Consider the following 18,097-nt stretch of genomic DNA (forward strand, 5'->3'; position numbering starts at 1 on the left):
ACACTCGGCACAAAGCAACCGGGTAATTAGTCCGTTCACTTTGTGCCTGCTATCGGCTGCTTTTGGAGTGTGAAGGTGCCTTGAGTATCCTCAAAGCTCTCCGTATTCTGCATACGGTTCCAAAAACAGATTAAATTGTAAGGTGTGCCCTTGCGGGGCGGTGATATCCTCCTTAAAAAGGATAATTGTATTATACTAATTTGTGAATACCGGTCAAGAATTATAAGTCTTCCTCTAATCTTTTCTAGCAGACATAAACAAGCCCAAAATTGCTACAATAACTAAAAAGGTGCGTGCTGTGTTGCACGCGCCAGGGTTGTCGTCACTTTATTAGAGAATAATTGCAGGAGAGTTGTTATGCCCCAAACCAATTTATTAGAAGAAAGAATTCCGCCCCAAGCCATTGACGCGGAAATGGCCGTGTTGGGTTCTATGCTTTTAGAATCCGATGCAGTGGAACGTGCCTTGGATATTTTGAAACCGGAGCATTTTTATAAGGACATTCACCAAAAGATTTTTTCCGCTATGAAAGCATTGGCCGATAAAGGACGGGCCATTGACTTAATTACGTTGACCGAAGAATTAAAAACGCAAAATTTGTTAGTACAGGTGGGGGGCGAACTGTATTTAACGGATTTGATCAATAAAGTGTCCACCACCGCCCACGTGGAACATTATGCCAATATCGTCTATAAGAAATTTTTGGTGCGGGATTTAATTAAAACAGCCACCAGTTTGGTGCAACAATGCTACAAAGAGGAAGAAGAACCGGAGAAATTGATTGATATTGCTCAGGAACAAATTTTCAAACTGAGTCAAAAGCAGGATTTGAAGGGTTTCGTGTCTTCTAAAGATCTAGCGGTAGAAGTCATGGAGATGATCGAAAAGGCCCATTTGGACAAAAATCCCGTCAAAGGGGTGCCGACCGGTTTTTCTGAGTTTGACTATAAAACAGGCGGTTTCCGCAAATCGGATTTAATTATTTTAGGGGCTCGCCCCAGTCAGGGAAAAACCGCTTTGGCGTTAAACATTGCTCACCATGCGTGCGTCAATGCCGGTTTCCCGACCGCTATTTTTTCCTTAGAAATGGGACGTCACTCTATTTACGAGCGTATGTTATGCTCGGCGGCCATGGCCGAGGTGCATCAGGTACGCAATGGTTATTTTCCGCGTAGCAAATGGAAAGATTTAACGCGTGAGTTGGCTCGTTTGGCCGAGGCGCCCTTGTTTATTGATGATACGCCGGGTATTACGATTACGGAATTACGTATGCGTGCGCGCCGCTTGGCCAATGAACTAGCCAAACAAGGCAAGAATTTGGGGCTTATTATCATTGATTATTTGCAACTTATCCGTTCTTCGGGCCGTATCGAAAGCCGCCAACAGGAAGTGTCTGAAATTTCGCGTATGCTTAAAGAATTAGCCCGTAATTTGAATGTACCGGTGCTGGCTTTGTCCCAATTAAGCCGTAAAAATGAAGACAAAACCCGCGTAGATAATAAACCGCAACTTTCTGACTTGCGCGAATCTGGTTCTATTGAACAAGATGCCGATGTGGTGGCTTTAATTCACCGGGAAGGATATTACAAAAGAGACGATGAATCCCTCAAGCGCAAAGCTACGTTAATTATTGCCAAGCAGCGTAACGGGCCGGTGGGAGATATTGATTTGAATTTTATCAGCGAATATACATTGTTTACCAATCCCGCGCGGGATCCAGAATCCATGGGTCCGATGGAAGAAGGGGTTATGACATTACCGGAGTAATTGTGGAAATTCCTTGCTTGCGCCCGACATGGGTCGATATTAATCTGAGTGCTTACGAGCGTAACTTGCAGAAGATCCGGCAGAAGATTGGACCGGATGTAAAGCTACTGGCTTTGCTCAAGGCCAATGCGTACGGACATGGCGCCTTGGAATTGGGGCGCTTTGCGGAGCGGAAAAATTTGTGCCAGTTTTTTGGAGTGGCCTCCGTAGAAGAAGGCATTGCCTTGCGCCAAGGGGGAATTACACTTCCGATCTTGGTGTTGGGGAGCTTGTATCCATTTGAAGCGTTCGAATATGCCATTGCGTATGATTTATCTGTAGCTATTGCCAGTGTAGAAGCGGCACAAGCTGTTAAAAAAGCGGCGCGTAAACTGGGTAAAAAAGCTCGTTGCCACGTCAAGCAAGATAGCGGTATGGGGCGTATCGGAACGCGTCGTGGCGGTGTAGTCAAAATACTAGAAACTTTGCAAGGCGATGAATGGATTGAGCTGGAAGGTTTATTTACCCATTTGTCCAGTGTGGACAGCGACAAAGCCTATACAGAAGAACAAATCGGTTATTTCCGCGATACTATGACTCATGTGCGGCTCAATCATATTCCGGTCCGGTTGTGCCATATGGCGGCTTCACCGGCCATTGAGTTGCGGCCGGATACTTACTGTGATATGGTGCGTGCCGGGCATGCTTCGTTTGGGCTGGCGGATTCTTTTGAGCCGATTTTATCTTTGAAAAGTCGTATTGTATTTGCGAAAGATGTGCCGGCAGGAGCCAGTATTAGCTACAACCGCAGTTTCCGTGCACCGCAGGCGATGCGGGTGGCTACCATTCCGGTAGGATATGGCGATGGATATTTGCGGGCTTTGTCTAATAAAGCAGAAGTGCTCATTGGGGGGCAACGTTGCCGTGTGCTGGGCAATATCACTATGGATATGTGTATGGTAGATATTTCACATGTGCCACAAGCCCATGTAGGAGAGGAAGTGGTCCTTATCGGCCGGCAAGGAAAAGAGCAAATTTTGGCGCGGGAACTGGCTGAAAAGGCAGGTACGATTGACTATGAAATCACCACCTTACTCATGGCACGCGTGCCGCGTTTTTATCGGGAAGAAATATGATAACAGCCATTGGCAAAACAGTAGATAGTTGGATGACACAAATGGGCCAGGCCACTCAAATGGTACGCTCTGTACTGTTTTGGCTGGCGCATGCACGGTTTGAGTTCAAACAATTCGTGTTGCAGAGTGTGGTCATAGGGGTGGATTCTTTCGGCGTAACGGCATTAACCAGTTTGTTTACCGGTATGGTGTTGGCACTGCAGGGTGGAAATACGATTGGTAATATCTTCGGAGACCCTATCTATGTAGGTACGTTAGTTACCTTCTCACTAATTCGCGAATTAGGGCCGGTATTGACGGCTGTAGTCGTTTCCGGTCGGGCCGGCGCGGCGGTAACGGCACACATCGGCACTATGGCGGTAACGGAACAATTGGATGCGTTGTACACATTAGGAACTAATCCGACGCAATACTTGGTCATTCCCCGAATGGCGGCCTTCTTATTAACGATTCCTATTTTGACCATATTTTCAAACATTTTCGGTGTGTTCGGCGGATATTTGGTGGCGGTGTATGCACTAGGGATACCCGGAGAAGTATACATGACGGATGTCACTTCTTTTATGGGCGTGTCCGACTTTATGCACGGGTTTTTGAAATCTTTTGTTTTTGCCTTTTTGGTGGCTACCGTTTGCTGCTACAAAGGGATTAGTACCCGCGGCGGTGCCGAAGGGGTAGGAAAATCTACCACGGGAGCTGTTGTAACTTGTATTGTAATGATTTTGGTGTTGGATTACTTTTTAACAGCTATTTTGACAGCTTTTAAGATATGATTGAAATTAAACATTTGGAAAAAGCGTACGGCGAGCGCAAAGTATTGCAGGATGTAAACCTGAAAATAGAGGATGGAAAAGTCACTACTATTTTAGGCGGATCCGGCTCGGGTAAAAGTACGTTGATTAAATGTTTAATGCGTTTGCACAACGCCACCAGCGGACAAATTTTAGTCAATGGACGTGACATTACCAAAGTGTCAGATCCCATGCGTTTGGCAGTCATCCGGCGTCATTTTGGATATTTGTTCCAAGAAGGCGCTTTGTTTGACTCTATGACTGTAGGGGAAAATGTAGCTTTTGGCTTGTCTTATTTAACAGATATTCCGAGAGAAAAATATCCGGCTATTGTCAAAGAAAAGCTGGCTATGGTAGGTTTGAAAGAGGATGTTGCTCTGTTAAATCCGTCTGAGTTATCAGGCGGCATGCGCAAACGTGTCAGTTTGGCGCGGGTATTGGCAGTCAGCCCGAAATGTATTTTGTATGACGAACCCACCACCGGATTGGATCCGATTATGTCGGATATTATTAGCGATTTGATTTTAGAGATGAAGCATAAATTAGGCATTACATCCGTAGTGATTACGCATGATATGCATTCTGCTTTTAAGATTTCCGATTATATCGCTTTTTTGTATGAAGGACGCGTGATGTTGTATGGCACGCCGGAAGATTTTAGAAACACCGATAATCCGTATGTGCGGCAGTTTGTGGATGGAAGCAGCCACGGGCCGATTCAAATGAAATTACGGGATTAAGAGTTGAAACGAGAGGAATATATGAAACCAGAAACGAAATTGGGTATTTTTACAGTACTGGGACTAGCAGTCTTGGGGTTCTCTTTGTATATATTGGGCGGATTTTCTATTTCACGCAACTATGAGGTGAATGTAGAATTTGCCGATGTATCAGGCTTGCCGGTAAAAGCCGCTGTTAAATTATCCGGCGTGGAAGTAGGAAAAGTAAAGCATATCAAAATTGAAGGGGATAAAGTTATCGTAGTAGCGGCGATTAATGAAGGGGTGCCGTTATACAAAGGAGCTCAATTTTCTGTAGTCATGACGGGGATTATCGGCACAAAGTATGTAAAAGTGGTACAAGGCAATGCCGCTCTGGGGCGGATAGAGCCCGGTGACTATGTGCGGGGAATGGATGAGAAACCGATGGACGAACAAATTGCCAGCACCATGCAAAGTGTCCGCCAACTGGTAGACAGTATTAATAATCAAGGCCAATTTGGAGCTCAACTCAATGATGCCATGCGCGACATTCGCCAACTCTCTGCTAACGTCAATCAATTGGTAATGACCATGCGCCCTTATATTTCTGCTTCCATGCAAAACTTGGAGCAAATTACCGAAAAATTAAATGCCGTTATGGATAGTATTACCAACGAAGAAGGGGTGCTGGGAGCGGTCATTAAAGATAAAGAAATGAAAGAGCAGGTTAAACAAAGTGTCAGCGAGCTTAAAGAAACCATGACGGAAGTGAAAAGTTTTGTGGGCAAGATGAGCCGTTTCCGCGTGTATTGGGATTTTGATATGTTTTATGCTCCCAATTCTGGAGTAGCCAGCAGTGATTTGGCCTTAGAGATTTTCCCGTCTAGTGGTTACACGTACTACCGGGTGGGTATCGCTAATGCGGGTAATAAAGATGATAAATTAGACGAAAAAGATTATTTGGAGCGCAATAAATTGGACGTTCGTCTTGGCTTATACAACCAATGGGCCAATGTGTCAGCTGGTATTATACGCGGTGCCGGCGGATTGGCATTGGAAGTCAAACCGTTTTATGATCACGAATTTTTACAGCGTTTTACGGCGGGTGTTGAATTTAGTGATTTCGGACGTGACCGCGTGATTAATAACCGCCAATTTAATAAACCCAATTTGTCTTACGGGGTGGATTACCGCGTGAGTAAATACTTCTCCGTGGGCGCTTGGATGCGCGATACGTTGGAAATCAATGAGTTTAATGTGAAGGCCAATATCTCGTTTAATGACCAAGATATATCTTCTTTCTTTGGTTTTGCCACGATGGCTAGGTAACAGATATGAAATTTAAAACGGTGTTTGTTTGTCAAAAGTGTGGGTATGAGTCTGTTAAATGGGCGGGGAAATGTCCGGACTGTGGAGAATGGAACAGTTTGGTGGAAGAAGTAAAGGCCCAAGAAAGCAAGCGAGAAACCCGCACGCGCAGTTTTACGGATTTTTCTTCCGAAATTGTTAAATTGGCAGACAGCCGGTCTGTGCAAGAAGAGCGTATCCCCACCGGAATCGGCGAGTTTGACCGTCTGTTAGGCGGCGGACTGGTAAAAGGTCAGTTGACCTTGCTAGCCGGAGCACCGGGGATTGGCAAAAGCACTTTAATGCTACAAGTAGCAGATGCGTTGGCTAAGCAGCGAAAGGTGTTGTATATCTCCGGTGAAGAGAGCATTAATCAAATCTCCGGCAGGGCTGAGCGTCTAGGTGCGAAGAATGAAAATATCTACCTGCATTGTGAAACCAATATACAAAAGATTATTGAATCGGTAGATAAGGTCAATCCGGATGTGCTGGTGCTGGATTCTATTCAAACGGTGTATCATCCGGAGTTTACTTCTTCGGCCGGTACAATCGGGCAGGTGCGCGAATGTGCCGCAGAATTGGTGCGCTTGTGCAAACCCAAAGGGATTATTACTTTTGTACTCGGACATGTAACTAAAGACGGGGAATTGGCAGGACCGAAGATTTTGGAACACATGGTGGATTGTGTGCTATATTTTGATACGGAAAAAGACAATATATTACGCTTGCTCCGTCCTCATAAAAACCGTTTTGGTTCCACTTCGGAAATTGGTCTTTTTAAAATGACGAGCCATGGCTTGGAAGGCGTAGAGAATGCGGGGGAGTATTTTGCGCAAACCTCTGCCCAGCAAGCTCTGAAAGGACGTGCCTATACCTTAGCCTTAGAAGGCTCGCGCCCCTTGCTTACAGAAGTACAAGCATTGGCCAGCCCTACGCATTATCCTTATCCGCGCCGTGTGGTGACGGGGATGGACTTAAACCGCTGCTTGATGTTATTTGCCGCCCTTGAGAAACATGTGGGACTGAGTTTAGATAATAAAGACATCTATGTCAGCATTGCCGGAGGGGTGAAGTTCAAAGATCCGGCTTTAGATTTGGCAGTTTGTGCCGCGATTATCAGCTCTGTAAAAGAAGTGCCGGTGCCGCACGATTGGCTTTTCTTGGCAGAAGTAGGTATTTTGGGACAAATTGCCAAAGTCCCTCTGATAGACCGCCGCTTGGAAGAGGCCCAACGCTTGGGATTTAAGAAGGTGTTCACGGCCCCCGTTTCTAAGAGCGAAAAACAAAAATTGACTGCGCTTTCCCTGCAAGAAATCCGCGAAATTAATGAGCTGGCTCTTAAGCTACGCTAAGCAATTTCTTACGCCCTTTAATCTTGTGTACGTCGATATAGAAAGATGATAAGTTCCTACAGAACTTATTGTCTTCGTCTGTATAAATAGCAGTTATTTGACAAAATTAATAAAATTTGCTATAATAATAAAATACAAACGGTCCTGTTTGTATTTTTTTTCCTCTATTTTTCCTGTAGTTCTTACTTTCATATCTGTTGGAGTTTCTGTGCCTAAAAAAATAAGTCCTCTGTCCGAGGAAAGTCATACTACGTCTTCTTTATTTCCACTTGAAGAATCTGCCGAGAAGAAACCGCGCAAATCGCGTCGGTCTACCAAGTCTTCTTTAAGCTATCAACCTGCCTTTTGCCAACAATTGCTTTGCTTCTTTGACGTGCCGCCTTTTCGAGTCACTGAGGTGCAAAAAAAGGATGGTTCTATCTCGCTAGTGGAAACCGCCTCCGAACTACCTACTTTTGCCGCATTTGCCCGTCATTTGGGCACCACACAAGCACAACTTATGAAATGGGAAGAAAAATATCCGGATTTTGCAGAAGCGGCCAAAAAAGCACGAGATTTGCAGGGCGATATTTTAATTCAGAACAGTTTGCGTGGAAATTATTCTTCCTCTTTTGCGGTATTTACCGCCAAAAACATCTTGGGTTGGACCGACGGAAAAGATACACCGGTTATTACTCCTAAACACATTGTCGTACATTGGGAGAAAGAATGAAACGTTCGGTCAAAAATACCTGTGAAATTGTAATTCCTTATAAGCCGCGTTATCCGCAAACGCTGATTCATCAGGCTTTAGAAAGTCACCGTTTTTGTGTGTTAGTTACGCATCGTCAAATGGGAAAAACCGTCTGTGCGGTAAATCATTTGCTCAAGAGTGCATTACAAAATCCGCGTCCGGCCGCGCGTTATTTTTATGTAGCTCCTTTTTTGAAACAAGCCAAAATGATTGCTTGGGATTATATGAAGCGTTTTGCGACTCCTTTGCCACAAGTAAAACTTTGCGAAACGGAACTAAGTGTGCAATTACCGACGGGGGCAAAAATTTGGCTGTTGGGAGCGGATAATCCGGATGCCTTGCGCGGTACGTATGCCGATGGCGTTGTGCTGGATGAATATGCCCAAATAAAACCGGATGTATTTTATGAAATTATCCGTCCCATGTTGCTCTCAAGAGAAGGGTGGGCCTTGTTTACGGGCACGCCAAAGGGGCAGAATCAATTTTACGAACTATATAATCACGCCTTGCTATCCGCTCAAACAAATCCGTCATTATGGTGGTGCGGAGTGTTCCGTGCCGATGAGACAGGGGTGATTTCGGCCGCGGAACTGGAAGAAATCCGTCGGCATACGCCGGAACATTTATTTCGGCAGGAGTATTTATGTGATTTTACGGCAGACGCGGAAGATGTATTAATTCCGGTCAGTTTGGTGTCTGAGGCGTGCCAACGTACTTATGGTTCTGCCGATATCGCCCACGCTCCTAAAATTATCGGAGTAGATCCGGCCCGTTTTGGGATGGACCGGAGTGTAATTTTCCGTCGGCAAGGTTTGCAGGCCTTTATGCCGGAGGTATTGCAAAAAGTAGATCAAATGACTTTAGCAGCTCATGTGGCGGCGCATATACAATCCTTTCATCCGGATGCAGTTTTTGTGGACGCCGGTTGCGGCGGTGGGGTCATTGACCGTTTGCGTCAGCTGGGATTTGAAGTGACAGAGGTCGCTTTTGGAGCGGCCGCCTTAAAGAGCGGACAGTATGTCAATAAACGTACAGAGATGTGGAATGATATGCGGCAATGGTTGCTAGAAGGGGGCGCTTTGCCTGCAAGGGGAGATTTGAAGGCGGACTTGTGTTCCTTGCGTTATGATTTTGATGCCGCCGGAAAAATGCGCTTGGAAAGTAAAGAAAACTTAAAAGCGCGTACGGGCCACAGCCCGGATTTAGCAGACGCGCTTGCCTTAACTTTTGCGTTTCCGGTAGGGAGGAAAACAGAGCAACGTGCTTTTGCAAAAACAGAGTATGAAGTGATTTGAAATACTAACAATTTTTTCTATTTTATTAGACGTAAAAAATATAGTTTACTAACAAAAAAACTTGACATTACTAACAAAATATGCTATAATAGCCTTAATAACAGTAGTACGCTTCCGCAGTTCTTAAGCCGTTTCCGGCTCAGATTCACAATAGATGTAAATAATGATACCGTAGGGGTGGGGTTGTCGCGTTATGTCGTGTGCCGAACAATAGAGCCGAGATACAGGCACCCCACACTCAGTACAACGGGTGTTTTATCAAAAAACCCAGTAAGACACCCAGTAGTATCAAAACCAGTAAAAGTGTCAGTCCGCCCGCTATCCAAGCGGCCGTTCGTTTAGCTCCTCGGGGAAATATAGCTCGTGTAATAATATAAAAGCCCGGAAAAGCGATTAAAATTACAAATAGCAAAATCAAAATCATACGCGCGTCCTCTCTTTTCTACATAGTAGTAAATTTCAAGCAATTTCAAAGTACTTTCTTTAATTAGATACATAGTTTCAAAGGTGGTTTATGACTCAAAAACAAATGATGACAGCGGAATATTTCCGCCAGCAGTACGATAGTATGAAAGCCGACGCGGCCACGTGGCAAAAAACATGGAAAGAATTGTCTCGTTATATTGCTCCGACGCGCGGTTTTTTTGAGGGAGATCAAGCTAATGACGGGCGGAAAATTGATCACCGCAGTTTGATTGATTCCGACCCTATGTTGGCGGTAGAAGTGTTAAGCGCCGGCATGGTCTCCGGTTTGACCAGTCCAAGCCGTAGTTGGTTTGAACTGCGCCTAGCCGATGCGGCTAGTGGCACAGAGGCCTCGGCTCGTCATTGGCTGTATGAAGTGCGCCGTCGCATGGAAGAGGTATTTTCGCGTTCTAATTTATATCACGCCTTACATAGTTTTTATCAAGAAATTGCAGTATTTGGTACGGCGGCTTTTCTGCTAGAGGAAGATTTTGAACGAGTGATTTTTTGTCGTACTTTTACGGCAGGAGAATATGTATTGGGTACCGATGAAAAAGGCCGGGTGAATTCTTTTGGAAGAGAATTTTTTATGACGCCTTCTCAGATGGAAAAACAATTCGGCAAAGCCCAGTTGCCTCTTTCTATTCGTCGGGCGGCTGAAGAAAAACAGAACAGCTGGCATAAAGTAATTCATGTTATTGTTCCTAATCCGCAGGCGGATGATCATAAATCAGATTCTTTGCATATGCCCTATGCTTCCGTGTATTTTACTTCGCAAGGGGATTTGCTCAAACGCGGGGGATATTATGAATTCCCGGTGATTGCTGCCCGCTGGGAAGTGCGCAATACATCAGATATTTACGGTCGCGGACCCGGTTGGAAGGCTTTGGGCGATGTTAAAATGTTGCAAAAAATGCAGAAAACAAAACTGATTGCTTTGGATAAAAATACCAATCCGCCCATGATGGTCTCTGCCAATGTACAAGGAGAAGTTAATTTACTGCCCGGCGGCTTGACACGCTATAGCGGTACGACGGATGCGGCGGTAAAACCTGCCTATCAAGTGCCGGTCGATTTACAAGCCTTAGAGCTGAGCATTGAAAAAGTAAAGAAAACGATTAAAGGGCAGTTTTTCGCAGATGTTTTTTTAATGCTGAGTAATCAAAATTTCTCTCATATGACAGCGACGGAAGTGGCAGAGCGGCATCAAGAAAAAATGCTGGTGTTGGGGCCGGTGTTAGAACGCTTGAAAAATGAATTATTAGATCCTTTGATTGAACGTACTTTTGCCATTATGATGCGTCGGGGAGTAATCCCGTTACCGCCGCAACAAATTGAAGGGGAAGAAATGAAAGTGCAATACGTCTCTATGATTGCACAAGCTCAAAAACAAAGCAGCATGAGTGCAATTGAACAAGGTATTGCTTATACGGCTAGTTTGGCACAAGGCAATCCAGAGGTATTAGATAAGGTCAATTTTGATGCCGCGTTAGAAGAAGGATTAGATTTATTGGGAGTGCCTCCGGTGATGTTACGTTCGCAAGAAGAAACCCAACAAATCCGTCGACAACGCCAGCTACAGCAAGCAGCTGTGGCCGCCGCAGAACAGCAATCAACTGTTTCCTGATTTGCAGCCGCACGGGTAGCCACTACAGAATGAGCTACGTCGGCCATATAGAGGGGGATATCCCCTAGATCCTCCTCTATAAAATTTATGAAAAAAAACATTCGAGAAAAGCGAAATGCGGCTGATTTAGCCTGCATTTTAAAAATGCCCCAGGGCCGACGCCTTTTATGGCGTTTGTTGCAAGCCTGTCGTTTAGAAGAACACGGCTTTGTGCCGGGGGACAGTCAAGCTACCGCGTTTCATTGCGGGCAAAAAAGCATTGGCTTATTTTTACAGGCGGAAATTGCGCAAGTATCCCCGTTAGTGTTGGCGCAAATGCGGGCAGAATATTTGTCTGAAATTACGGCTGAACAAAACCAAATTAATAAGAAAGTGAGGTATTACATCATGTCTGAAACTGCCACCACCGCAAGTGATATGGCCCAAACAAACGATTTTTTACAGGCCGACGAAGGATCCGGCCGGTCGAGCCAATCAGCCACAGGGGCTGTGACGGATCGGCCGTCAGAAAAGGAAGAAACGTTTTCTCCGGAGGATGCCTATAAAGACCTCCGCCTGCCGGAAACGTTACAAGGATGCGAAGCGGGGTTCGCATCGTTTAAGAAGCTGGCGGGAGAATTAAAGCTGCCCGCCGAAACGGTACAGAAACTAGTGGAATGGGAAAGCACTGCCACGCAAGAAGGACAACAGAACAGTCAGCGTGAACGGGCGGAAATCCTGCAAAAATGGGCCGAGCAAACTAAGCAGGCCTTGGGAGCCTCCTATCAGCAGGATATTGCACACGCCTTGCAAGCAGCGCAACGTTTCGGCGGGCCGGAGCTGCGCGAACTCTTAGAAGTAACAGGTTTAGGCAGCCATCCGGTTGTGGTAAAAACGTTTCATGCTATTTATCAACAAACCAGCGAAGATGTATCCGTAAGCGGACAAATTCGCCATCATACGGACAAAACTTTTGCTGAGGCGTTGTACGGGAAGGCGTTGTAAAACGCCCTCTCCAGTCTGAATAAGACCAATCTATAAGGAAATATATTTTATGGCAATTATTGCAGATAAATCTTATAACCTGTTGGATTATGCCAAACAATTCGATGAATCCGGCCAAGAGCTGGCTATTGCAGAAGTATTGAGCAAATCCAATCCGATTATCGGCGACGCGCTGGTAATCGAAAGTAATTTAGATAGTGGGCACGAATATGCCGTGCGCACGGGTATCCCGGAAGGGACTTGGCGTCGTGCTTATCAAGGTATTGAACCGGCCAAAGCTACCACCAAAGTGGTAGTAGAAGGGTATGGCACTCTTTCTGCTTATTCAGTAGTAGATAAACTGATTGCGGAAAAAGGCGGTAATTTAGAGGCAGTTCGTACCGGTCAAAGTAAAGCCATTATTGCGGGTATGTCTAATACCATGGCGCACAATATTATCTATGGCAACGCCGGAGATACACCGGAACGTTTTACCGGTTTAGCCGCTCGTTACAGTGCTTTGTCCGGTGCCGAAAGTGCTCATAATGTCATCAATGCAGGCGGAAGCACCAACGGACAAAACTCCTCCATTTACTTGGTGGTGTGGGATACAGATAAGGTCTTTACCTTCTTCCCCAAAGGTTCCAAAGCCGGTATTCAACGGGTGGATCATGGCTTAGTCAACCACGTCGATGGTAGCGGAAATGAATATCCTGCTTATAAGGAATATTTTGAATGGAAGCTGGGGCTAGCGGTACAGGATTGGCGCTATGCCGGCCGTATTTGCAATATCGATGTAACCAGTGTACCGTCTACCTTGATTGACAATATGTGTGAGTTGGAAGAACGCATCCAGAGCCTGAACTTAGGCAAACCGGTTTGGTATATGAACCGCACCGTCAAAGCGGCTTTGCGTAAATTAACCAGCAATAAACAAAATGTTCAATATACGCCGGATCAAGTGACCAGCCGTCCGATGATGACCTTCAATGAAATCCCGGTGCATGTATGCGATGCTATCGCCGATACGGAAAACGTGGTAGCCTAAGGAGGATATATGTTAATTGATAATACCTTAGTACTTTCTGAAGAACAAGCCGTTACGGCCACCGCTGCCTCTACCAATGTAGTGGATCAAAAGGCAGCCGGTAATGCCCACACGCATGCAGCCCTAGTAGTGCGGGTAGATGAAACCTTTGCAGGGGCAACGGGTGTGAAAATTGCCTTGGAAACCTCTGCCGCTTCTGGCTTCGGTACAAAAAAAGAAGTGTTTGCAGTTTCACCGGCAGTCTCTGCTCTTACCAAAGGAGCTACGATTGTGAAAACAGTGTTGCCTGCAGGATTGTTGCGTTATATCCGCGGTTACTATACCATAACCGGTACGGGTACGGCAGGTAAGTTGTCTATGTTTATCACAGAAGCAGTGGATATGTAGCCAAAACCGGGGGCGCCTTTTTCTGCCGCGCCCCCAAATCTAATTTTGTGGTAAATTTTTGATGTTTTCTGTATATTCGGATATTCCTCGTATTGCGAAAACCCGTATATGCGGTAAAAATGTGCAAAAAAGCATATTTTGTGATAGAAAACGGACTATATTTTTGTTGGAGAAGGATAAAGAGATGCGGAATATGGTGCAAAACAGGTAAGAATAAAATGGCTGGAAAAAATAATAAAAAAGACCTGTTTTAAGCAATTTTTCATCTTTTACAAAAAATATAGTAAATTTGAAAACATTTAAATTTTAAGTATTTTTATAAAATACATTTAATTTTGTTTTTATATAAAAATACAAATTCATAAGTTATAAAATAATATATATTATTATGAAAATTATTAAATAATAATGATTTCTAAAATTCATATTAAAAATCTATTTTATAAAAATACTTAAATTTTAATATAAATTAAAATTGGAGATTAAAATGATATCTAAAATTGACATATGTAATATGGCTTTAGCGCAACTGGGACAAGAACCAATTGCTTCTTTAGATCAAGATGATGAACGGGCCAGAAGATGCCGCTTATTTTATGAACCGGTTAAGCAAGAAGTGCTCCGAACACATCATTGGGCCTTTGCCCGCGGGGTGGCAGATTTGGCCCTGTTGGACACCGATTTTGACGCCCGCTGGCCTTATGTATATGCTTATCCGGCCGATTGTTTGTTCTTGCGTAAGGTGTTTGGGAGCGGACAGCATAAAGAAGCGCAAGGGTTTGAGGAGTTTTATCGCCAGGATATACAAGCTCGCGTGATTGGTTGTGCGCTTTCTCAAGCTAAAGCAGAATATACACGTAATGTGCAAGATGCCTCTTTATTTGACCCTGCCTTTGTGAAGGCCTTTTCCTTAGCCCTGGCGGCTGATTTGGCGATGGCCCTTAGTGCAGATGCGGCGTTAGCGCAGCGCATTTTGCAAAAATACACCCTGGCTTTAGACGAGGCCCGTCGTAGTAATATGACTGAAAATTGGGATATTCATAACCCTAGCAGTGTTTTTGTGGAGCATCGTTAATATGGCTATACACAGCATACAGTCTAATTTCCTGGGCGGAGAGGTAAGTCCGCATTTATATACACGGGTAGATTCGCCCTTGTATCCCAGTTGGTTAAAGAAGGCTTGTAATTTTTTAATCCATCCGCAGGGCGGAGCCTCTAACCGACCCGGTACCGCGTACGTGCAAAATACGAAGTATGATAACCACAAGTGTCGTCTGATTCCGTTTGTGCTTAGTGAAGACGAGGCCTATGTATTAGAAGTGGGGCACCAATATATTCGCATTCATACCCAAGCGGGCACCTTACTACAGGACGGAAATATATTTGAAGTAAGTACTCCGTATCGGGAATCGGAGCTGTCTCACATTCACTATGTCCAATATGGACAGGAGTTATATATAACACATTCGTCGTATGCTCCGCGCAAATTGATTAAGTTAAATACGGGTTATTTTGCGTTACAGGAAGTGGCTATAGTAGACGGTCCGTTTATGTTAGCCAATACGGACACAAGTAAAAAAATGCGTGTTGTAAGTGTGAGTGATACGGTGGTGTCGTCTGGGGTGAAGGCATCGCTGTCTTTTCTGCCAGTCAGTTATCCTAACTACTTTATTCAGGCTTACTGGAGGGGAGACCATTTTTATGATCCCAGCGGATATGGGTTTAATGTGGCGGAAGTGGTGCAATATTTTAATGCACGCTATAGTTCCACCGGTTGTGTGGCCTACAATCAGGGGGGTGTATTACGCATTGAATCTCCTCAAGCTACCGGCGGAAATTATAACGATTCGGAATTGACCATTTATTATTATTCCAGTTTGCTTTCGGAACCTAAATTGATTGTGACGCAACGTATGAGCGGTGGGCAAAATGCCGGGGAAGTCATTAGTTCCGGAGAAGCGAAGTTGTATTTGGATGCTGATTTTGATGCCTTTCGGCCGGGGCACGAAGGGGCGCTGTGGGCCTTGCACCACCGAGTGGAGAGCTCTTATCAAACAGGTACCTTGGGATATTCGGGTATTTCTAATACCATCCAAACAGGGGGCGATTGGAGCTTGCGCACAACGGGTACTTGGTACGGAGAAATTGTGCTGGAATCTTCGGAAGATCAAGTAACGTGGGAGAAAGTTAAACATTTTACGAAAGCAGAGAACGAAGGTAATATCAGCATGGTGGGGAACTTAGCTCCGTCGGCTAAAATGCATTATTTGCGGGTACGTTGTTTAGGGATTGCCGGCGAAATGGGTTATGTGTTGCAGGCGGAGGCGTTTGATCAGGAAGGGATTGTAAAACTGCTTCATTACGTCGATGCTCGCAGAATGCAGGTAAGTATACAACGTCATTTAGGAGATAGTGGCTGGACCTATGATTGGGCAGAAGGGGCGTTTAGCCAAGATGCCGGATTCCCCGGGTGCGTATTTTTTTATCAAGATCGTTTGGGGCTGGCCGGCACGAAGCGCGAACCTCAAAGTATTTGGTTTTCTAAGACGGGAGAATATAATGATTTTGGGTATAATCGTACGTTGATAGATTCCGATGCAATCAGTATCACTTTGTCCAGTAATAAACTCAATGCAATTAATTCCGTGGTCGTAGGGGGAAAATTGCTCGTATTTACTGCCGGTAGTGAGTGGAGCGTGGGCAGTAATAGTGCGTTGACTCCTTACAACATAGAAGTGGCACAGGAAGGAGAACGTGGAGCCAGCTCGGTGGCACCGGTAGTGGTGGGCAATCGGGCCTTATATGTACAAGCTCGCGGTGGTATTTTGCGTGACTTTTACTACGAATATAGCAGCGATTCTTACACGGGACGGGATTTGACCTTGCGGGCGAAACATTTATTCTTCAATCGAGAGATTACCCAGATGAGTTACCAGCAGGAACCGGATAATTTAGTTTGGTGTATATTAGACGATGGTGCCTTATTATCGCTAACTTATTTGGCGGAAGAAAATGTGTTTGCGTGGACGCAACACCAAACGCAGGGCTCCTTTGTCAGCGTCTGTACGATTCCTGCTAAAGGGTATGATGCCACGTGGTTTGTGGTGCAGCGTAACGGTAAATACTATGTGGAGCGTTTATTGCCGCGCCTGACGAGTAAAAAACCGGAAGAACAGATATTTTTGGATTGCAGTTTGTCTAAGAAAAATTTGCAGCCGTTTTCAACAATGTCCGGTTTAAGTCACTTAGAGGGAATGACGATATCTGCCTTAGCGGATGGCAGTCCGTTGACGGGATTAACCGTACAAAACGGCGTGCTTACTTTACCTAAAGCGGTATACACGCTACATGTAGGCCTTCCTTATCAAGCTCAGTTGCAGACATTACCGGTTGCCATGGAATGGACGGACGGCACTTCCCAAGACCGTAAACGCCGTATGGTGCAAGTGATGTTAAAAGTGCTAGACAGCCGAGGGGGAGAAATGGGAATAACAGACGGAAAATTAGATGAGTTAGTTTACACAGCATCTTCTCATTATAACGAGCCCGCTTCCCTTGAAAGTAAAGAAATACGGCAGATGCTCTGTTCATCACATAGTTATTTCCCGTCTATTACCGTGCAACAATCTGCGCCTTTACCGTTAAGTATTGTGGCGGTTTTATCCCAAGTGGTATAAAAAATAGCCCGCGCTTTTTCACCGCGCGGGCTGGATAAAACATTTATTTTTAGAATTCAAAACGCAGACTTTGCAACGAGTTCCATAACATATTATCTGTTTGAGTGCTGATCCCTATCAAGTAATAAGCAACATCTTGCTGTACGGTAATGAGCAAAGCGGTCTGCATGCTATTATTCTGCAATTCGGGAGTATATATTACTCCGGTTAGGAACGAAGCGATATGATCTTCTCCAAGCGGAATTAATGTCGGTTCTCCCGAGGGTTGAAATTGGGCGTTTGAAGAAGAAGCATTCACTACTTGCGGCAGTATTTGCGCCATTAGTTGATCGGGTTGTGTCCCGGCGGGAACTGCTTTGCGGAGCAGAAAAATACTGGTAAGGGTTTTTTCTTTTGCAGGCATTTGTTTAAGAAAAATGTTGGTATCAATACCGGCTAATGCCTCTATATCTCCCAGCTTAATCCACTGGCTAAACACCATACCGTTATACGTAGTAATACTAAATCCATATTGTGGATCTATGTATAAACGTTGCCCATAGATTGGGTGTTGTTGGGAACGTACGGTTTGTATGATTGGTTGAAACGGTTTGGTAACACGTTGATATACACGATACAGTGCCACTGCGGACAAGACAACTATTATCGCCGTAGCTACCCCGGCCCAAATGAGCGGTCCTTTGTTACTTTTGTTTTTACGCAACAAAGCAATCAACTTAAAGATGATAAAAAACAGTCCATATACAGCAGCAATCGCCAATAATCCTAATACAATCAGTTCAGCCATCGGTCCCTCCGGAAAGATAAAATCTACTCTCTATGATATTAG

The 18,097-nt window shown here is 44.8% G+C and carries 15 protein-coding genes; 14 read left to right on the forward strand and 1 reads right to left on the reverse strand.

Annotation, left to right across the window (positions count from 1 at the left end; translation table 11 throughout):
- Positions 1-357: 357 nt before the first annotated feature.
- The 14 genes from dnaB (at position 358) to IKN49_03545 (ending at position 17,268) form a co-directional block, all read left to right on the forward strand.
- The gene (dnaB, locus tag IKN49_03480) at positions 358-1,767 is read left to right on the forward strand and encodes a replicative DNA helicase (protein ID MBR3632108.1); all 1,410 of its coding nucleotides are present in this window, start codon (positions 358-360) and stop codon (positions 1,765-1,767) included.
- Between the two features lie 2 nt (positions 1,768-1,769).
- Entirely contained in the window at positions 1,770-2,882 is a 1,113-nt protein-coding gene (alr, locus tag IKN49_03485) for an alanine racemase (GenBank protein MBR3632109.1), read from the forward strand.
- A complete protein-coding gene (locus tag IKN49_03490; GenBank protein ID MBR3632110.1) occupies positions 2,879-3,655 on the forward strand; it encodes an ABC transporter permease in 777 nt (258 codons plus the stop codon). The genes alr and IKN49_03490 overlap by 4 nt, the downstream gene beginning before the upstream one ends.
- Complete coding sequence (locus IKN49_03495; GenBank protein MBR3632111.1) at positions 3,652-4,413, forward strand: ABC transporter ATP-binding protein; 762 nt, start codon at positions 3,652-3,654, stop codon at positions 4,411-4,413. Before IKN49_03490 ends, IKN49_03495 begins: the two co-directional genes overlap by 4 nt.
- A 21-nt stretch (positions 4,414-4,434) precedes the next feature.
- Positions 4,435-5,703: an MCE family protein gene (locus tag IKN49_03500; GenBank protein ID MBR3632112.1), complete on the forward strand. Its 1,269-nt coding sequence runs from the start codon at positions 4,435-4,437 to the stop codon at positions 5,701-5,703.
- 5 nt (positions 5,704-5,708) lie between these two features.
- Entirely contained in the window at positions 5,709-7,073 is a 1,365-nt protein-coding gene (gene radA / locus IKN49_03505; protein ID MBR3632113.1) for a DNA repair protein RadA, read from the forward strand.
- Between the two features lie 208 nt (positions 7,074-7,281).
- The gene (locus tag IKN49_03510; GenBank protein ID MBR3632114.1) at positions 7,282-7,785 is read left to right on the forward strand and encodes a hypothetical protein; all 504 of its coding nucleotides are present in this window, start codon (positions 7,282-7,284) and stop codon (positions 7,783-7,785) included.
- A complete protein-coding gene (locus tag IKN49_03515; protein MBR3632115.1) occupies positions 7,782-9,101 on the forward strand; it encodes a terminase family protein in 1,320 nt (439 codons plus the stop codon). The genes IKN49_03510 and IKN49_03515 overlap by 4 nt, the downstream gene beginning before the upstream one ends.
- 514 nt (positions 9,102-9,615) lie before the next feature.
- Entirely contained in the window at positions 9,616-11,193 is a 1,578-nt protein-coding gene (locus IKN49_03520) for a head-tail connector protein (protein ID MBR3632116.1), read from the forward strand.
- An 87-nt stretch (positions 11,194-11,280) separates the two neighbouring features.
- Complete coding sequence (locus IKN49_03525) at positions 11,281-12,177, forward strand: hypothetical protein (GenBank protein ID MBR3632117.1); 897 nt, start codon at positions 11,281-11,283, stop codon at positions 12,175-12,177.
- 49 nt (positions 12,178-12,226) lie between these two features.
- Positions 12,227-13,204 (forward strand): hypothetical protein, encoded by a 978-nt coding sequence (locus IKN49_03530; protein MBR3632118.1) that lies wholly within the window; start codon positions 12,227-12,229, stop codon positions 13,202-13,204.
- Between the two features lie 9 nt (positions 13,205-13,213).
- The gene (locus IKN49_03535) at positions 13,214-13,591 is read left to right on the forward strand and encodes a hypothetical protein (protein ID MBR3632119.1); all 378 of its coding nucleotides are present in this window, start codon (positions 13,214-13,216) and stop codon (positions 13,589-13,591) included.
- 487 nt (positions 13,592-14,078) lie between these two features.
- Entirely contained in the window at positions 14,079-14,666 is a 588-nt protein-coding gene (locus IKN49_03540) for a hypothetical protein (protein ID MBR3632120.1), read from the forward strand.
- A gap of 1 nt (position 14,667) precedes the next feature.
- Positions 14,668-17,268 carry a hypothetical protein gene (locus IKN49_03545; GenBank protein MBR3632121.1) on the forward strand — a complete coding sequence of 867 codons (2,601 nt, stop codon included), beginning with the start codon at positions 14,668-14,670 and terminating at the stop codon, positions 17,266-17,268.
- 49 nt (positions 17,269-17,317) lie between these two features.
- On the opposite strand, the gene IKN49_03550 is transcribed toward IKN49_03545, so the two are convergent.
- Positions 17,318-18,055, reverse strand: coding sequence for a hypothetical protein (locus IKN49_03550; GenBank protein MBR3632122.1), 738 nt, complete (start codon positions 18,053-18,055; stop codon positions 17,318-17,320).
- Between the last annotated feature and the right edge of the window lie 42 nt (positions 18,056-18,097).

It is taken from the genome of Elusimicrobiaceae bacterium (assembly GCA_017528825.1).
In the GTDB taxonomy this organism is placed as follows: domain Bacteria; phylum Elusimicrobiota; class Elusimicrobia; order Elusimicrobiales; family Elusimicrobiaceae; genus Avelusimicrobium.

Coding starts and splice junctions, on each gene's coding strand:
- dnaB (MBR3632108.1), top strand. CDS start 358: ATGCCCCAAACCAATTTATTAGAAGAAAGAATTCCGCCCCAAGCCATT.
- IKN49_03490 (MBR3632110.1), top strand. CDS start 2,879: ATGATAACAGCCATTGGCAAAACAGTAGATAGTTGGATGACACAAATG.
- IKN49_03495 (MBR3632111.1), top strand. CDS start 3,652: ATGATTGAAATTAAACATTTGGAAAAAGCGTACGGCGAGCGCAAAGTA.
- IKN49_03500 (MBR3632112.1), top strand. CDS start 4,435: ATGAAACCAGAAACGAAATTGGGTATTTTTACAGTACTGGGACTAGCA.
- radA (MBR3632113.1), top strand. CDS start 5,709: ATGAAATTTAAAACGGTGTTTGTTTGTCAAAAGTGTGGGTATGAGTCT.
- IKN49_03515 (MBR3632115.1), top strand. CDS start 7,782: ATGAAACGTTCGGTCAAAAATACCTGTGAAATTGTAATTCCTTATAAG.
- IKN49_03520 (MBR3632116.1), top strand. CDS start 9,616: ATGACTCAAAAACAAATGATGACAGCGGAATATTTCCGCCAGCAGTAC.
- IKN49_03525 (MBR3632117.1), top strand. CDS start 11,281: ATGAAAAAAAACATTCGAGAAAAGCGAAATGCGGCTGATTTAGCCTGC.
- IKN49_03530 (MBR3632118.1), top strand. CDS start 12,227: ATGGCAATTATTGCAGATAAATCTTATAACCTGTTGGATTATGCCAAA.
- IKN49_03535 (MBR3632119.1), top strand. CDS start 13,214: ATGTTAATTGATAATACCTTAGTACTTTCTGAAGAACAAGCCGTTACG.
- IKN49_03540 (MBR3632120.1), top strand. CDS start 14,079: ATGATATCTAAAATTGACATATGTAATATGGCTTTAGCGCAACTGGGA.
- IKN49_03545 (MBR3632121.1), top strand. CDS start 14,668: ATGGCTATACACAGCATACAGTCTAATTTCCTGGGCGGAGAGGTAAGT.
- IKN49_03550 (MBR3632122.1), bottom strand. CDS start 18,055: ATGGCTGAACTGATTGTATTAGGATTATTGGCGATTGCTGCTGTATAT.